General features: G+C 62.2%; 15 protein-coding genes. 10 read left to right on the top strand and 5 right to left on the bottom strand.

Translation table 11 applies throughout. The features are described from left to right. Positions 1-165: 165 nt before the first annotated feature. A complete protein-coding gene (locus tag LB559_RS13660; RefSeq protein ID WP_224674269.1) occupies positions 166-2,070 on the bottom strand; it encodes an ABC transporter ATP-binding protein/permease in 1,905 nt (634 codons plus the stop codon). Between the two features lie 602 nt (positions 2,071-2,672). Here LB559_RS13660 and LB559_RS13655 point away from each other — a divergent pair. Next, the gene (locus LB559_RS13655; RefSeq protein ID WP_224674268.1) at positions 2,673-3,101 is read left to right on the top strand and encodes a hypothetical protein; all 429 of its coding nucleotides are present in this window, start codon (positions 2,673-2,675) and stop codon (positions 3,099-3,101) included. A gap of 37 nt (positions 3,102-3,138) precedes the next feature. Here the strand turns inward: LB559_RS13655 and LB559_RS13650 are convergent, their stop codons facing one another. Both LB559_RS13650 and LB559_RS13645 read right to left on the bottom strand, forming a co-directional pair. Continuing rightward, a complete protein-coding gene (locus tag LB559_RS13650; RefSeq protein ID WP_224674267.1) occupies positions 3,139-3,819 on the bottom strand; it encodes a DsbA family oxidoreductase in 681 nt (226 codons plus the stop codon). Between the two features lie 17 nt (positions 3,820-3,836). Then, complete coding sequence (locus LB559_RS13645; RefSeq protein ID WP_224674266.1) at positions 3,837-5,657, bottom strand: extracellular solute-binding protein; 1,821 nt, start codon at positions 5,655-5,657, stop codon at positions 3,837-3,839. Between the two features lie 260 nt (positions 5,658-5,917). On the opposite strand from LB559_RS13645, the gene LB559_RS13640 reads away from it, so the two are divergent. Further along, positions 5,918-6,547, top strand: coding sequence for an invasion associated locus B family protein (locus LB559_RS13640; RefSeq protein ID WP_013531658.1), 630 nt, complete (start codon positions 5,918-5,920; stop codon positions 6,545-6,547). 73 nt (positions 6,548-6,620) lie between these two features. On the opposite strand, the gene hspQ is transcribed toward LB559_RS13640, so the two are convergent. Next, positions 6,621-6,944, bottom strand: a complete 324-nt coding sequence (gene hspQ, locus LB559_RS13635) for a heat shock protein HspQ (protein ID WP_024503281.1) — start codon at positions 6,942-6,944, stop codon at positions 6,621-6,623. Between the two features lie 125 nt (positions 6,945-7,069). On the opposite strand from hspQ, the gene LB559_RS13630 reads away from it, so the two are divergent. After that, entirely contained in the window at positions 7,070-7,993 is a 924-nt protein-coding gene (locus LB559_RS13630; RefSeq protein WP_224674265.1) for an AEC family transporter, read from the top strand. Here LB559_RS13630 and LB559_RS13625 read toward each other — a convergent pair. Further along, positions 7,970-9,181, bottom strand: coding sequence for a UbiH/UbiF family hydroxylase (locus LB559_RS13625; RefSeq protein WP_224674264.1), 1,212 nt, complete (start codon positions 9,179-9,181; stop codon positions 7,970-7,972). The two genes, LB559_RS13630 and LB559_RS13625, sit on opposite strands and share 24 nt — an antisense overlap. 70 nt (positions 9,182-9,251) lie before the next feature. Here LB559_RS13625 and LB559_RS13620 point away from each other — a divergent pair, with 70 nt between their 5' ends. The 7 genes from LB559_RS13620 to LB559_RS13590 all read left to right on the top strand — a co-directional run bounded on the left by LB559_RS13620 (position 9,252) and on the right by LB559_RS13590 (position 16,442). Beyond that, entirely contained in the window at positions 9,252-10,190 is a 939-nt protein-coding gene (locus LB559_RS13620) for a DUF2182 domain-containing protein (protein WP_224674263.1), read from the top strand. A 14-nt stretch (positions 10,191-10,204) separates the two neighbouring features. Next, entirely contained in the window at positions 10,205-10,819 is a 615-nt protein-coding gene (locus LB559_RS13615) for a DUF1326 domain-containing protein (RefSeq protein WP_013531653.1), read from the top strand. Positions 10,820-10,842: 23 nt separating this feature from the next. Further along, on the top strand, positions 10,843-11,649 hold the full coding sequence (gene pcsA, locus LB559_RS13610; protein WP_024503276.1) for a phosphatidylcholine synthase: 807 nt from the start codon (positions 10,843-10,845) through the stop codon (positions 11,647-11,649). 57 nt (positions 11,650-11,706) lie between these two features. After that, positions 11,707-12,684, top strand: a complete 978-nt coding sequence (locus LB559_RS13605) for a quinone oxidoreductase family protein (protein WP_224674262.1) — start codon at positions 11,707-11,709, stop codon at positions 12,682-12,684. A 133-nt stretch (positions 12,685-12,817) separates the two neighbouring features. Continuing rightward, positions 12,818-14,395 carry an ABC transporter ATP-binding protein gene (locus LB559_RS13600; protein ID WP_032899192.1) on the top strand — a complete coding sequence of 526 codons (1,578 nt, stop codon included), beginning with the start codon at positions 12,818-12,820 and terminating at the stop codon, positions 14,393-14,395. Further along, on the top strand, positions 14,392-15,522 hold the full coding sequence (locus LB559_RS13595; RefSeq protein WP_027161611.1) for an ABC transporter permease: 1,131 nt from the start codon (positions 14,392-14,394) through the stop codon (positions 15,520-15,522). Before LB559_RS13600 ends, LB559_RS13595 begins: the two co-directional genes overlap by 4 nt. After that, positions 15,522-16,442: an ABC transporter permease gene (locus LB559_RS13590; protein ID WP_024503273.1), complete on the top strand. Its 921-nt coding sequence runs from the start codon at positions 15,522-15,524 to the stop codon at positions 16,440-16,442. Before LB559_RS13595 ends, LB559_RS13590 begins: the two co-directional genes overlap by 1 nt. Positions 16,443-16,457 lie beyond the last annotated feature (15 nt).

Here is a 16,457-nt window from a genome sequence, read left to right as displayed (position 1 = left end):
TCCGCTTGCGGGTTCGCGTTTGATTGTCTGCAAGCGGGCGCAACATAGGAGCGCGCCTTGCCGTGTCAATCGCGGTGAGGAGGGAAAATGCCGACGAGCGGGCAAGATCGCGAGACTGTGATCACCGGCCGCCGTTCGACCAGGCAGACCGGGGTGGAATAACCGTTATTTCTGCTTCAGCCGGCGCGAGAAGCGCAGCCACTTGTCTTCGACCGGCCTTGGGACCGGCCTTGGCTGCACCAGAATGGTGGTGAGTTCGGCGGGCAGGGTCGGAACCAGCGGCTTCTTGGTGGCGACGCCGTCGGCGATCGCGACGATGCTGTGATAGAATTCGCTGCCCGTCATCGATCTCGGCGCCACCGCCTCGTGCATGACGCTGATCACCGTGACATCGGGGCAGTTGTCCTTGATGGCCTGGTGGAAGGCGACCTTGCCATCGGGGTCGAGCGCGCCGGTCGCCTCGTCGAGGAACAGCAATCCCGGCTGCTGCAGCACGATGCGAGCCACCACCAGCTTCTGTTTCTGGCCGCCCGACAGCACCTGGTCCCAGCTTTTGCCTTCGCGGCTTTCGTCGGCCATGTGCTCGATGAAGTCGCCGAGCCCCGCCTTGTGCAGCGCCGACGCCACCTGCGCGTCGCCATGGTCGTGCTCGGAGCCGGGCAGGCAGACCAGTTGCTTCAGCGACACAGGCTGCAGCTTGACCTCCTGGGCGGCATAGAAACTCTTGACGCCTTCGGGAAAGACGATGGTGCCGCGGCCATATGGCCACAGACCATTGATCGCCTTGATCAGCGAGGTTTTGCCGCAGCCGGACTCGCCCTTCAGGAAAGTCCATTCGCCGCGCCGGAAGCGCAGATTGGCGGCGCTGAGAAAGGGCGTCGCGTCCTCGCCCTGATGCGCCAGTTCGAGCTTCTGGATGGTCAGGCCGAAAACCGGGTTCTGGCTGGCATAGTGGAAGTCGGAGCGGCCGGTCTGGCTGTAGAATTCCTGCGGATGCTGGACATTCTCGATCGCATTGGCCAGCTCGGTGACACGCTGGCTGTTGGCGCGCAACGTGGCGATGGCGGGCATGACGTGGATGAACCAGGAACACTGGCCGATCAGCGAATTGACCAGTTCGGAGCCGGTTATGTAGCCCTTGAGGTCGAGACCGTTGTGGATGAACGGCACCAGGCCCGGTCCGTAGGCGACAATGCGGGCACCGATGAAATTGTAGATCAGCTCGAACGACATGTAGACGGTGTTAACGATGTTCAGCCGCGTCCAGGTGCCGTCGATGTCGACATAAAGCCGGCCATGCATGGTCCTTTGCACGCCTTCGCCCTGAGACGCCGCGACATGGAAGGAGCGGCGCAGGAATGTCGTCAGCTCGCCGCGATAGCTGCCCTCGGCCTGCTGCATCCTGACGTTGAGGCGCTCGAGCAGGCCGCCGAGCTTGACCGCGATCCAAGTGTTCAGCGGCACGTAGGTGGCGACGGCCAGGAAGGCGAGGATGGCGCTGCCATAGCTGCCGAGGAATTCCAGCCCCTTCACCTCGACGGAGTTTTCGAGCAGCTTCTGGCCGACGAAATAGAGCGATGTGGCAACGCCAAGCACGCCCATGGCGAGCCCGATGGCGCCACCGGTCATGTCCTTGATGGATTCCTGGACGCGCTGGTCGATGTTGTCGGGGGCCGGTGCGCCGCTGCCGGTCGACGCGTGCTGGGCATGGAAATGCGTATGATTGCCGTCCAGCAGCGCTTCATTGAAGCGGCTGTCCAGCCAACCGCGCCATTTGCGGTGCAACGTCGCCGAGACAAGATTGCGGATGCCGGTGAAGCCAGCGTCCTTGAGTACGACCAGCAGCACGAGGACGCCGGCATTGACCAAAAGCGAGCGAAGCGGCGTGGTGTTGGCGGCGTCATGGAAGAAGGCGATGGAATTGACCAGTTCGCCCGAGGCTTCGGCGAACCAGACACCGGCCTTGCTGGACAACGCCGTGAGCAGCGCGATCACCAGCGTCAGCGTCCAGGCTTCCTTCCAGCGGTCGGAAACCCAGTAGGCCCGCATCAGGCCCCAGAAGCTGTGCATCGACGACACCGGCGTCAGAAGCGATCGCCCTGCGGCATCGCGAGGTGTCTTTTCCGGTACTGACTCTTGCGATGGTCTACCGACCCGAATCACTATCCCGCCCAAACCTTTTTTCTTTTGTTACGGATGGTAACACCAATTGATCATTTTCCATTAATTTAAAACCGGGCCGACCGGATTGCCCCGACAGCCGTTGCCGTGAGGCAACAGATTACATGCTGAAATATAGCGACAACGGTCGACAAAAATCCGGATATTGCTTTTAATTTCATGTGCTTGATATATCGAGGCGTGGCGCTGGCACGGCTTCCCCTAGGGAAGGCTTTCACACGGTTTCGTGAACTCGAAATCGTATCGAGCGACCGGTTTTCTTACTGTGGACGGCTCAAAGAGCTCGAAAATCTGCGGCTCGTGACTCGCCAGGATTGCCGTGGTCGTCCCTGCCGGGGGCAGGAATTGACGAGAGAATCGGTCGAGCGGCGCGTTCCGTCTTGTCGGATCGGCTGAGGGACTGCGTTTGACAATTCATCCGCCTGGGATTGAACCTTGCCCGGCATCGGCGACACTCATGCATGTCCGGTTCTTCAACGAGGAAGCTCCCAATGCTTGCACGCGCGGCCGCAATCCTGTCCCTCTTTGCCTTTGTACCTTTGGCGCATGCCAGCGAGCAAAGCATTCCGGCCAGCGCCGAGGGCCAGATCGAGTTAAACACGCCGTCCGGCAACATCGGCTGCATCTACACGCCCAAAGGCGGCACCGGCACCTATAAGCCGAGGGATGGCGGCCCGGAGCTGAGCTGCTCGCGCGTCGAGCCGAGCTACCTTACGATTATCCTGGGTCCGAAGGGGCCAGCAACGCTGATCAAGAACCCAGGCGAGCAGGGCTGCTGCAGCGATGTCGACAAGCTTGGCTACGGCAACAGCTGGAGCGCCGGGCCGTTCTCGTGCCAGTCGTCAACCAAGGGACTGACCTGCACGGCCACGAACGGCCATGGATTTTTCATCAGCAAGGCCAAAGCGATGGTGAAGTAACGTTTGCTGCCGTCGCGGTGAGGAGAGGGCGGTCGGCTCAGCCGGCCTTTTCCAGTTCGCCTCGCGCCTTGGCAGCCGCCACCTGGCGAATGGCATCGGCCAGCGTATCGGCATCCTGCGCGCCCATGACGGCGTATTTGTCCTCGAGCAGGAAGCACGGCACGCCAGAAATGCCCATGCGAGACGCGGTGGCGATCTCGGTGCGCACCGCCTCGACATCGGCCTCGGTCGGCAAAAGCGAGGCGACCACGGACGCATCCATGCCGGCCTCGCGCGCGGCTTCGACCAGCACGGCATGGTCGCCGATGTCAGCGCCTTCCTCGAAATTCAGCTGGAACAGCCGCCGTACAAGCCTGTTCTGAATGGCTTCGCCGGCGGCCCCTGCCCAGCGGATCAGCCGGTGCGCATCCAGCGTATTCGGCGCCACCTTGATGGCGTCGAAGGCAAAGGAAATGTCTTCCGCTTCGCCCAGCGGCTCGATGCGGGCGTGAATCTCGCGGATACGCTCGTCGCTGCCGAATTTTGCCAGCATGTATTCGCGCCGGTCCTTGCCTTCGGGCGGAATGGTCGGATCGAGCTGGAACGGCCGCCAGCGGACATGCACGTCGACATCGCCGACGGCGGCGATTGCCCTGTCGAGCCGCTTCTGGCCGATGAAGCACCAGGGGCAGACGACATCGGACACCACATCGACGGTGATGGCGTTCAATTCGCTCATCTCGATCTCCTGATCCCTCAGTTGGGTTTGCGCCACCATGTTGGCAGTTGATACCCGAATATGGGCGTCTTTTGCGGATGTTCCAGGTAGTTCCAGTAGGCGATCCATTGCTGCGTGTTGTACTGCATCGGCACCATGTAGTTGCCGGAGATCAGCAGCCGGTCGAGAACGCGAACGGCGGCAACATAATCCTCCTTGGAGCGGGCGCGCAGCATCGCCTCGATTGCCGCGTCCACAGCCGGATCGGCGACGCCGGCGAGATTGAACGAGCCTTCCGTCCGGGCGGCAGTCGAACTCCAGCGCCCGCTCTGCTCGATGCCGGGTGACAACGAATTGTTGAAGCCGCTCGATCCGACCAAGACCTCGAAATCGAAGCGCTGCTTGCGCGACTGGATCTGATCGCCGTCGAGGCTGCGAATGGTGAGATTGATGCCGATCTTCTCCAGCGTGCGCTGATAGATGCCGGCAAGGCGCTCCTCGTCCTGCGAAGCGGTCAGGATCTCAAAGCCGAAGGGTTTGCCTTCGGGATCGAGCATCGTTCCGTTCTGCACGTGGTAGCCGACACTTTTCAGCAGATCGAAAGCTGCCTTCAAGACGCGCCGATCCTGGCCCGATCCGTCGGTCACCGGCGGCCGCCATGTGCCGTCCATGACATCGGCCGGCACGCGGCCGGGGTAGGGCGCCAGAAGCGCTTTCTCCCTGTCGTCGGCCGGATGGCCGAGCGCGGAAAGCTCGGAATTCTGCCAGTAACTCATCGTGCGCGTGTATTTGCCGCCGAACAGGTTCTTGTTGGCCCATTCGAAGTCGTAGAGCATGCCGAGCGCACGCCGCACGACCGGGTTGGCGAATTTCGGCAACCGCGTGTTGAACAGGAAACCGGTCACCACCGGCGGAATGCCGGTGTCGAAGGTTTCGGCGATCACGTCGCCCTTGTGGAAGGCCGGAAAATCGAGATCGCGCTCGCGCTTCACCGGATCGCTGTCGTCATCGATGGCGCAGAGGCCTTTCTTGAACGCTTCGAGCTTGGCGTTGGCGTTGAGGAAATACTCGATGGTGATCTGGTCGTAATTGTCGAAACCGCGCTTGGCGGGGACATCCTTGCCCCAATAGTCCGGGTTGCGCTTGAAGACGATGCGCTGGCCTGGCTGCACCTGCGCGATCGTATACGGACCGCTGCCGATCACCGGCTTGAGCGTCGTCCTGTCGAAGGTCTCCTTGTCAAAGGCGTGCTTCGGGATGATCGGGGTCAGTGCGATAATCAGCGGGAATTCGCGATCGGCCTTGTCGTTGAAGGTGAAGCGCACGCTGTGGTCGCCGGTCTTTTCGAGCTTGGCGACCCTGGCCATGCGGTCGCTGTAAGGCGGGCGGCCTTTGTCGGTGTAGACATCATAACTGAACAGCACGTCCTCCGGCGTCACCGGCTGACCGTCCGACCATTTGGCCTTCGGATTGAGATGGAACTCGATGCTCTTGCGCTCCGGATCCATGTCGGCGCTGTCGGCCAACAAACCGTAGAGCGTGAAAGCCTCGTCGGCATTGCGCTGCATCAACGGCTCGAAGACCAGATTGCCGAAGATCGTATCCATCATGCCGCGCGCCGTGGTGCGCAGGCTCTTGAGGATGAAAGGGTTGAGATTGTCGAAGCTACCGACGACGCAATAGGTGATCGAGCCACCCTTCGGCGCGTCGGGATTGACGTAGTTGAAATGCGTATAGTCGGGCGGCAGCGCCGGCTCGCCCTGCATGGCGATGGCGTGCTTCGGCTCCGAGGCGGCCGGCTGATGCGAAAGGGCGAGAAACGATATCGCGGTGATCAGCCAAACAAGAACGCGGCCCATGACCGTCTCCTTACTGGGCGGCTTGATGATTCGGACTGCACCCTAGCATGGCGCCACCGCGCTCCGGCCAGATACATCAGCCCAAATCGCACGGCCCAAATCGCACGGCCAAGAATCGCAGGCGCCGGGCTGGATTCGGCCTCGCTTGCAGTGTAACACGCCCTCCGAAGTCATTCTGTTGCCTCATTTCGGCAACAGGTAGCTGGACCACACGGCACGAAGAAGCCGGTCCCGGGATCATTTGAGAGGAAGTGCACGACATGACGAGCCTGAACAGCAACGCGTACCGCCTGTCGGTCATGGCCGCTGGCGTGGTCGGCTTTCTCGGCGCAGGACTTCCCGCCGCTTCCGCACAGCAGCAGCAGCAGATTCCGCAAGGCTGGTTCAAGGCCTGCACCAAGCAGGAAGATGTCGACATCTGCAACGTCCAGAACATCACCACTGCCGGCAATGGCCAGCTGGTCACCGGCGTCAGCCTGATCGAGCTCAAGGGCAAGGTGAACCGCAAGGTGTTCCAGGTGACGGTTCCGACCGGCCGTCTGGTGCCTCCCGGCATCGGCCTGCAGATCGACACCGGCAAGGCGCAGAAGCTCGACTATGTGATCTGCTTCCCGGATCGTTGCGTGGCCGAAGTGCCGCTGACCGATCAGCTCGTCGCGGCATTCAAGAAAGGCCAGGCGATCACGCTGACTTCGGTCAATTTCCAGAACCAGCCCAATCCGATCAAGATCGCCCTGCAGGGCTTCAGCGGCGCCTATGACGGCCCGGCGCTGCAGCAGTCGGACATCGAGGACAGGCAGAAGAAGCTTCAGGACTTCGTCGCCAAGAACAACCAGGATTTCGCCAAGAAGCTCAAGGAAGAGCAGGACAAGGCGAAGACCGCCAACTGATCGGCCGATATCGCCGAGCCAACAAAAAAGCGGGGTTCATGCCCCGCTTTTTTTGTGACTGTCTTCCAGCAGGCTAATGCCTGGACTGCCGCTTCTGTTGGTAGCCGCCGTCCGGCTTCTTGTCGAACATTTCCTTGATCTGCGGATGCCGGACCGGCTCGCCCGACTGGTCCTCGAGCAGGTTCTGCTCGGAGACGTAGGCGATGTATTCGGTCTCCGAATTCTCGGCGAGCAGATGGTAGAAAGGCTGATCCTTGCGCGGCCGAACGTCGGCGGGGATGGCTTCGTACCACTCGTCCGTGTTGGCGAATTGCGGGTCGACGTCGAAAATGATGCCCCTGAATGGAAACAGCCGGTGGCGAACCACCTGTCCGATTGCGAATTTGGCTGTTTTCATCGTACTCACCACTGAATTCCTTGAGCTTATTTGGCGCAGACCGCGCATCAATTCAATCCCGAGGCGCTTGACGCCCTATTAAGCAACGGGCTAGCCCGGCGCCAGGGTTTCGGACCAGCATAAAAATGTCTGACGTCATCGGTCTTGTTCTTCCGTTCTTCGGCTTGATTTTTGTCGGGTTTCTGGTGGCGCGCATCACCAGGCAGCCGCTGGAGGCGCTCGGCTGGATGAACACGTTCATCGTCTATGTCGCGCTGCCGGCACTTTTCTTCCAACTGCTTGCCAAGACGCCGTTCGAAGACCTGACGGAATGGCGCTTCATCTTCGGCTCGGTCGTCTCGACCTTCATGATATTTTCCTTGATGTTCATGGGGTCGGTCCTGACCTCGCGCGGCGAGATAGCGCAATCGACAATCAAGGCGCTCGCGGCCGCCTATGGCAATATCGGCTATATGGGACCGGGCCTGGCATTGCTGGCCTTCGGCGAGGAGGCGGCTGTGCCGGTCGCCTTGATCTTCTGTTTCGAGAACATCATGCATTTCGCCATCGCGCCCATGATGATGGCGCTGTCGGGCGACGAGAAGACCACTCCTCTCCGGCTTGCGCTGGGTGTGGTGCGCAAGATCGTGCTGCACCCGTTCATCATCGCAACCGCCCTGGGTGTCGGCGCCGCCTATATCGGCTTTCGACCGCCCGTGCCGGTGGAGCGATTTCTAGAATATCTTTCCCGTGCGGCCGCACCTTGCGCGCTGTTTGCCATGGGCGTCACGCTGGCGCTCGCGGCGCTGAAGCTGATCCTGCACCCGTTGCTCTGTTATGTCGTGCTGAGCTGGATCGGCAATTTCTCTGAGACATGGGTCTTCTCGGCGGTGCTTCTGGCCGCATTGCCGACCGCCACGAACGTCTTCGTCATCGCCCAGCAGTATGGCGTCTGGGTACAGCGAGCGTCGGCCAGTGTGCTGATCACAACCTGCCTGTCGGTCGTGACCGTTACCGGGCTGCTCTACCTGATCCGGCACAATATCCTAGCGCCGGACCTGTTTCCCTAACCCGCCGGCAAGCGCGGCAAAACCGCTGCCGGGACGAAGCCCCTCGCGCATGAAAAAAGCCCGAAGCGGCGCGAAGCCTCCGAGCACGCCGAGCCCGGCAACGCGGGCCATCTGCGCCGGCAGCATGTCGGAAAGCAGCGACATGTTGAGCAGGTTGACCGCGCTGCTGCGCGCCAGAATGTCGGGGCGGCGCTTGAAATCGTAGGCTGCAAGCGCCTTGGCTGCGCCCGGATCGGATTGATTTTCACAAGCGATTCCAATTAGATCGTCGACATCTCTGATGCCGAGGTTGAGGCCTTGCGCACCAATCGGCGGAAACACATGGGCGGCTTCGCCGACCAGCGCCACCCGATCCCTTGCGAAACGCAGCGGCGTCACCGCCGATAGCGGGTAGATCTGCCGGCCCGGCTCGACAGCCACCCGGCCCAGCATCGACTGCATCTGCTGTTCGACCCGCTGAGAAAGTGTCGCATCGTCCAGCGCGGCGAGCTCGGTCGCGGTCTCGGGCTTGACCACCCAGACCAGGCTGGAGCGATTGCCGGGCAGCGGGACCTGCGTGAACGGACCGGTCTCGGTGTGGAATTCGGTCGAGGTGAAGGCGTGGTCGCCGCTATGGCCGAAATTGAGGACGAGAGCTGCCTGCGGATAGGAGCGGGCCGAAGTCGAGATGCCGGCTGCCTGGCGCGCCGGTGACAACCGCCCATCGGCGGCGACCGCCAGCGCTGCGTCGACCGTGCTGCCGTCGGTCAGGACGGCACGGACGTGCTCGGCATCGAGATGCCAGTTCGCCACCATCGACCTCAGCCAGTCGATGCCGGCATGCGCGGCAACGGCGCCGGCGAGTGCCGGGGTGAGGACGCTGTTGGGAAGGTTCAGCCCGAATTCATCCTCGTCGATCTCGCTGGCACGGAAGGTGACGACCGGGCTGCGGATCAGCCGGCTGGTGGCGTCGACGATACGCATCACTTTCAGAGGCGCCGCCTTGGATACGACGGCTTCGAGCACGCCGAGCCGGTCGAGCACTTTCAAGGCAGGGTTCATCAGGGCCGTCGTGCGACCATCGGGGGCGGTGGCCTCCGGCCCGACCAGTGTCACCGGGAAACCTTCGGCGGCAAAACCCAGTGCCGCGATCAGCCCTGCCGGCCCCGTGCCGGCAACCAGTATCCGCGCAGTTTGCTGATGCTCCAAGATCGGCTTCCGGCTTGCAATGCGAGGCGGTCCACCCGACCTGCCGTTCGATCAGCATATAGGTCAGATCATGCCGCTTGATCAACGCGGCGATTCGGCCCATTCGGATGTCATGACCGGCCAGCAGGACGACTTCAGCCATCTCGACCGCGCCGGCCGCGCCATGGCCGGCATCGCGCGCAATCCCCGGGTCACGGTAAACGTCGTTGTCGGCGCTTGCATCCTGCTTGCATGGCTGTCTCTTGCGGCGATGGCAATCCGCGGGGCTGAAACAGGGATTGCGGGCGTCGGCGCCCCTGGCGACACGATCCTTCGCAGCCTGCCGCAACTGCCGCTGCCCTATTTCCTGGAACGGTTCTTTGTGCTGTGCCTCTCACCGGTGCCTTTGGACGCAGGTCTCGGCTTGCGGGCCGGCGCGCTCGTTTCGATGTGGTTCCTGATGGCGATCGCGACGATGCTGCCTTCGGCGGCGCCGATGATACGCACCTATTGCGAGATCGCTGACACGGCACGCATCAAGGGCGAACCGGTCGTTCACCCGCTGCTGCTGGTCGCCGGCTATCTCAGCGTCTGGCTCGCCGCTTCAATTGCGTTCGCGGCGCTGACCTTGGCCGTCCATGCATTCGCTTCGTCAGCCGGGATGCTCGATCCGGTCGTCGGCATTGCCGGTGCGCTCGCTCTGCTGATTGCCGGCCTCTACCAGTTCAGCGGCCTGAAGGAAGCTTGCCTTAAGAAATGCAAGAACCCGTTCTCGATCCTTTTCGCGAGCTGGAGCGCAAGGCCCCTTAACATCTTTCGGCTCGGTGTCGCGCAAGGTCTGTGGTGTCTGGGCTGCTGCTGGGCCTTGATGCTGGTGATGTTCGCCGTTGGCGTCATGAACGTTTTCTGGATGGCGTTGATCGGCCTGTTCACCCTGATCGAAAAACAAACGGCCAGCAGGGTTCCAACCCGGCTGGCCGGTGCGATACTGCTTGTCTGGGCAGCCGCGCTGCTAGTAGTCTCGCTGTGAGTGGGGGAAAATCGATGGCAGACCAGAGCTGGGCGATGAAGGGAGAGCTCGTACTCTCCTGCAATTGCACGGTTTTTTGCCCTTGCGTGCTCTCGCTTGGCAATCATCCGCCGACCGAAGGCTATTGCCAGACATGGGCCGGGTTTCGCATCGATGCCGGCCATTTCGGTGAGGTCGATCTGTCCGGGCTCAATCTTGGGCTGATCATGGAAATCCCAGGCTATATGAGCCGCGGCAACTGGACCGCGGGCCTGTTCATCGACAGCCGCGCCTCTGTCTATGCGGTCAAGGCGCTGACAAAGATCTTCACGGGCAAGGCAGGTGGAACCACATCGCTGCTCTCAATCCTCGTCGGCAAATTCCTCGGTGTCGAGCAGGTGCCGATCACCTATGAGACGCGTGACAAAACGCGTATCTTCCAGATACCCAGGATTATCGACGGAGCGGTCACACCCATCCAAGGCAAGGACCGTGACAAGGATACGGTGATCAGCAATTCGGAATACTGGATCGCGCCCGAGATCATCGTGGCCAGGTCCGACAAGAGCAAGATGCGGGCTTTTGGCCGCAACTGGAATTTCGCCGGCCGTTCGGCCGAAATCTGCAAGCTGGATTGGCGGGGCCCGTGAGCAAGAACACAACGGCCAGGAATTTGGCAGCACGAAAAGCCGCCAAAAAGATCACGGACCGGATTCCGCGCCCGAAGAAGAAGGTCACCTGGCCGCAGGCGAGGGCGTTCTCCGTCCACCTTTTGACCGCCTCGGGGTCGTTCCTGGCCTTCCTGTCGCTCGTGGCGGCAAGTGAAGAGCGCTGGACCGCAATGTTCTGGTGGCTCGGGCTGGCCCTGTTCGTCGACGGCATCGATGGGCCGATCGCCAGAAAACTCGAGGTCAAGGAGATCCTGCCGACATGGTCGGGCGAACTGCTCGACAACATCATCGACTACGTGACCTACGTGCTGATCCCGGCCTTCGCGCTCTATCAGCGCGGCTTCATGGGCGAGGGCCTGTCATTCCTGTCGGCGGCGATCATCGTCGTTTCCAGCGCCATCTACTATGCCGACACCGGCATGAAGACGAAGGAGAATTTCTTCAAGGGATTCCCGGTGGTCTGGAACATGGTGGTGTTCACCCTGTTCGTCATCGAGCCCGGACAATGGGTTTCGTTCGCGGTGGTGGTGGTGGCCGGCGTCCTGACTTTCGTGCCGATCAACTTCATCCACCCGGTGCGGGTGGTGCGGCTGCGGCGCATCAACCTTGGGATGACCCTGTTGTGGTGCGCTTTCGGCGCGCTTGCCCTGGCCCAAGCGGCGCTCGCCGCCTTCTACGATCAGATCGGCGTGCTGGGCGAGCAGGTCAGCACCTTCACCAAGATCGGCATCACCATCACCGGGCTTTATCTTGCCTGCATCGGTGGCATCATGCAGTTCTTTCCCAATCTCGGTGCCAAAAAGGCCTGATCGGCCACTCCCACAGGGAGCCTGGCCCCACAAGCCTAGCCCACAGGAAGCCTAGCAATGTCCAAAGCGATCCGCATTCATGCCAATGGCGGCCCGGAAGTTCTGACCTATGAGGACACTGATCCCGGCCAGCCGGGATCCGGGCAGATCCTGGTCCGGCACACCGCGATCGGCCTCAATTTCATCGATGTCTACCATCGCTCCGGTCTCTATCCGCCACCCGGCGGCTTCCCGCTCGTGCCAGGCAGCGAAGCCGCCGGCGTGGTGCTGGAGGTCGGCCATGGCGTCGACTGGCTGAATCCGGGCGATCGCATCGCCTATGCCGTGACGACGGGGGCTTACGCGCAAGAACGCGTCATCGATGCCAGCCACGTGGTCAAGGTTCCGGATGGCATCAGCGACGAACAGGCCGCAGCGATGATGCTGAAGGGCATGACCGCGGAATATCTGCTGCGGCGGACGTTCAAGGTGAAGGCCGGCGACACGATCCTGTTCCATGCCGCTGCAGGCGGCGTCGGCCTGATCCTCGGCCAATGGGCAAAACATCTCGGCGCCACCGTCATCGGCACCGCCAGCTCGTCCGACAAGATCGAGCTCGCCAGGGCGCATGGTTTCGATCACGTCATCAACTACAAGGAACAAGATTTCGTCGCCGGCGTCGCCGCCATCACCGGCGGCAAAAAATGCGATGTCGTCTACGATTCGGTCGGCAACGACACGTTTCCGGCTTCGCTCGACTGCCTGCGGCCGCTCGGCATGTTCGTCAGCTTTGGCCAGTCCTCGGGACCTATACCGCCGTTCAGCATGTCGTTGCTGGCACAGAAGGGCTCGTTGTTCGCAACAAGGCCGACACTGTTCGTCTACAACGCAAAACGCGAGGACCTCGACGCTTCTGCTGCCGCCCTGTTCGAGGTCGTGCTCAGCGGCGCGGTCGAGATCCAGATCAACCAGCGCTACGCGTTGAAGGACGCCGGCAAGGCGCATTCCGACCTCGAGGGCCGCAGGACCACAGGGACGACCATTCTCATCCCTTAGTTCGTTCTGCCTTGCTATCCCTTGAATTTCCGCTGAAATTCTTGAAGCTCTTTCAAGACGTGTGCCGCTTTCCGATGAGAGCCGGCCGCGCCTACCATGCCTGCGGGAACACAGAACATGTCTGGCTAACCAGATGGGAGGCACTGTGAGTGCAAATCAGGACGGCACGAACCTGCTTGAGGTGCGTGGCCTCACCAAGATATTCGGCACGCTGACGGCGTGCGATCATATCGATCTCGACATCGCCAGGGGTGAGATCCACGCCTTGCTCGGCGAAAACGGCGCCGGCAAGTCGACGCTGGTCAAGATGCTGTTCGGCTCGCTGGAGCCCAATGCCGGCGAGATCTTCTGGAACGGTCAGGCCGTCAGGATTTCCAGCCCGGGCGTCGCGAAAAAGCTCGGCATCGGCATGGTGTTCCAGCATTTTTCGCTGTTCGAGGCGCTGACCGCGGCCGAAAACATCGCGCTGTCGCTGGACGACGGCTCGCCGATCAGCAGCATCGCTGCGAAGGCGAGGGCGCTTTCCTTCAGCTATGGCCTGCCGCTCGATCCTGAATCGCTGGTCGGCGACCTGTCGGTGGGCGAGCGCCAGCGCATCGAAATCATCCGCTGCCTGCTGCAGACGCCGCAGCTCATCATCCTGGACGAACCGACCTCGGTGTTGACGCCGCAGGAAGCCGACAAGCTGTTCGAGACACTGGAGCGCCTGCGCTCGGAAGGCAAATCCATCCTCTACATCTCGCACCGGCTCGAAGAGGTCAAACGCATCTGCGACCGCGCCACCGTGCTGCGCCACGGCAAGGTGGTCGGCCATTGCAATCCGCGTGAGGAAACAGCCTCTTCGCTGGCGCGAATGATGGTCGGCAACGAGGTGCAGGCCGTGGTGCGCGCGCCGGTCGAGGGCATCGACAAGGCGCAGCCGCTGCTCGAAATCCGCAATCTCAGCCGCAAACCGGCAACGCCGTTCTCGATCCCGCTCAGGGGCATCAACCTGAACGTCCGCGCCGGCGAGGTGATCGGCATCGCCGGCGTCGCCGGCAATGGTCAGGGCGAGTTCTTCGAATCCGTTTCAGGCGAAGTGCTGCAGCAGGATGCCGCCTCGGTGCGCATTCGCGGCAAGGATTCGGGAAGCCTCACCATCACCGGACGGCGCCTGCTGGGCGCTGCTTTCGTGCCGGAGGAGCGCCTCGGCCACGGTGCCGCACCGCGCATGAAGCTTTCCGAAAACCTGCTGCTGTCGCGCCATGCCACCGACGGCAAGGCGTTCGTCGGTTCCGGCGGAATGGTCAAGAGCGCCGCCATCCAGGCCGCGTCCCAACGCATCATCGAGGCGATGGACGTGCGCAAGAGCGCGCCGGATCCGGAGGCCGCGGCTCTTTCGGGCGGCAATCTGCAGAAATTCATCGTCGGCCGCGAACTCGACCGCCGGCCAAGCGTCATGGTGGTGAACCAGCCGACCTGGGGCGTCGATGCGGGCGCTGCCGCCCACATCCGCCAGGCCTTGATCGAGTTGTCGCGCAGCGGATCGGCGGTGCTGGTGATCAGCCAGGATCTCGACGAGCTGTTCGAGATCTCGGATGCGATCGCCGTCATGCACAATGGCGAGTTGTCGAAGCCGATACCGATCGCCGAGGCGACCTTCGAGAAGGTCGGCTTGCTGATGGGTGGCGCCGAACCCGGTCACGCCGAACACACGTTGGAGACGGCATGATGCGCCTCGAACTCGTCAAACGCCCGCAGCGTTCCATGCTGTTTTCGGCCCTGTCGCCGTTCATCGCCTTCGCGCTGACCATCATTGCCGGGGCCGTCATGTTCGCGCTGCTCGGCGTCAATCCGCTGACTGCGTTCAACATCTATTTCATCGAGCCGATCAGCCAAGTCTGGCAGTTGCATGAGCTGGCGATCAAGGCCGCGCCGCTCATCCTGATCGCCGTCGGCCTGTCGGTTTGCTACAAGGCCAACATCTGGAACATCGGCGCCGAAGGCCAGTTCATCCTCGGCGGCATCGTTGGCTCGATGCTTCCAGTACTGTTTCCGCAGTTCGAAGGCCCGCTGGTGCTGCCGTTGATGCTGTTGCTCGGCATGGTCGGAGGTGCGGCCTATGCGGCGATCCCGGCTCTGCTCAAGACGCGCTTCGGCACCAACGAGATCCTGACCAGCCTGATGCTGGTCTATGTCGCGCAACTTTTCCTTGACTGGCTGGTGCGCGGCCCCTGGCGCGATCCGCAGGGCCATGGCTTCCCGCAGACCATCCAGTTCAACGATTCGGCCGTGTTGCCGGAACTGATGCCGGATGCCGGACGGGCAAACTGGGGTTTTGTCTTCGCGCTGGTCGCCGCGGTGCTGGTCTGGATCCTGATGAGCCGCATGCTGAAAGGTTTCGAGGTGCGCGTGCTGGGCTCGAGCCCGCGGGCAGGACGCTTCGCCGGCTTCGGCCTCAACCGGATGGTGTTCTTCGCCTTCCTGCTGTCGGGCGCGCTGGCGGGACTTGCCGGCATCTCGGAGGTCTCGGGCGCCATCGGCCAGCTGCAGCCCGTCATTTCGCCCGGCTACGGCTTCACCGCCATCATCGTGGCGTTCCTCGGCCGTCTCAACCCGCTTGGCATCGTTGCCGCCGGACTGGTGCTGGCACTGACCTATCTCGGCGGCGAAGCAGTGCAGAGCGCGCTCGGCATCTCCGACAAGGTGGCGCGGGTGTTCCAGGGCATGCTTTTGTTCTTCGTGCTCGGCTGCGACACGCTCATCCATTACCGCATACGCCTGGTCGGCCTGGCGCTGACCAAACCGGAAGGCGTGGCCAAACTCGAAGCCGCACCGAAGCTGAAGGAAGCCCGTTGATGGACATCACCGTAAACATCCTTCTGACCATCGCCACCGCGGCAACGCCGCTGCTGATCGCGGCAATCGGTGAGCTGGTGGTCGAGCGCTCCGGCGTACTCAATCTCGGCGTCGAAGGCATGATGATCATGGGCGCCGTCGGCGGCTTCGGCGCAACCTATCTCACCGGATCGCCCTGGATCGGCCTTTTGGCGGCCATTGCCATGGGCGCGGTGTTCTCGCTGCTGTTTGCCGTCATGACGCTGTCGCTGGCCACCAATCAGGTGGCGACCGGCCTGTCGCTGACGCTGCTCGGCCTTGGCCTGTCCGGCATGATGGGCACCAGCTTCGTCGGCCAGCCCGGCGAAAGGCTGCCCAACCTCGACATTCCCGGCCTGACGGAAATCCCTGTGGTCGGCAGGCTGCTGTTTGGCCAGGATCCGATCTTCTACATCTCGATCGCACTGACCGCCGCCGTCATGTGGTTCCTGTTCAAGACCCGCACCGGGCTGACGCTGCGTTCGATCGGCGACAGCCACACCTCGGCGCATGCGCTTGGCATCAAGGTCATCCGCTACCGATACCTCGCGGTCATCTTCGGCGGCGCCTGTGCCGGTCTCGCCGGCGGCCATCTCTCGCTGGTCTACACGCCGCAATGGGTGGAGAACATGAGCGCCGGCCGCGGCTGGATCGCGCTGGCGCTGGTGGTGTTCGCCTCCTGGCGGCCATGGCGGGTGCTGGCCGGCGCCTACATCTTCGGCGCGGTGTGGATCGGCCAGCTTCATGCACAGGCTTTTGGCATTCCAGTGCCCTCACAGTTCCTTTCTTCGCTGCCCTATCTGGCAACCGTCGTGGTTCTCGTTCTAATCTCGCGCAACAAGCGTCTGACGATGATGAACACGCCGGCTTCCTTGGGGCAGCCATTCGTTCCGGATCGTTGACAACAAAAACAAACG

This window comes from Mesorhizobium sp. BR1-1-3, assembly GCF_020165455.1.
Lineage (GTDB): Bacteria > Pseudomonadota > Alphaproteobacteria > Rhizobiales > Rhizobiaceae > Mesorhizobium > Mesorhizobium ciceri.
This window is presented reverse-complemented; position numbering and strand designations above follow the sequence as displayed.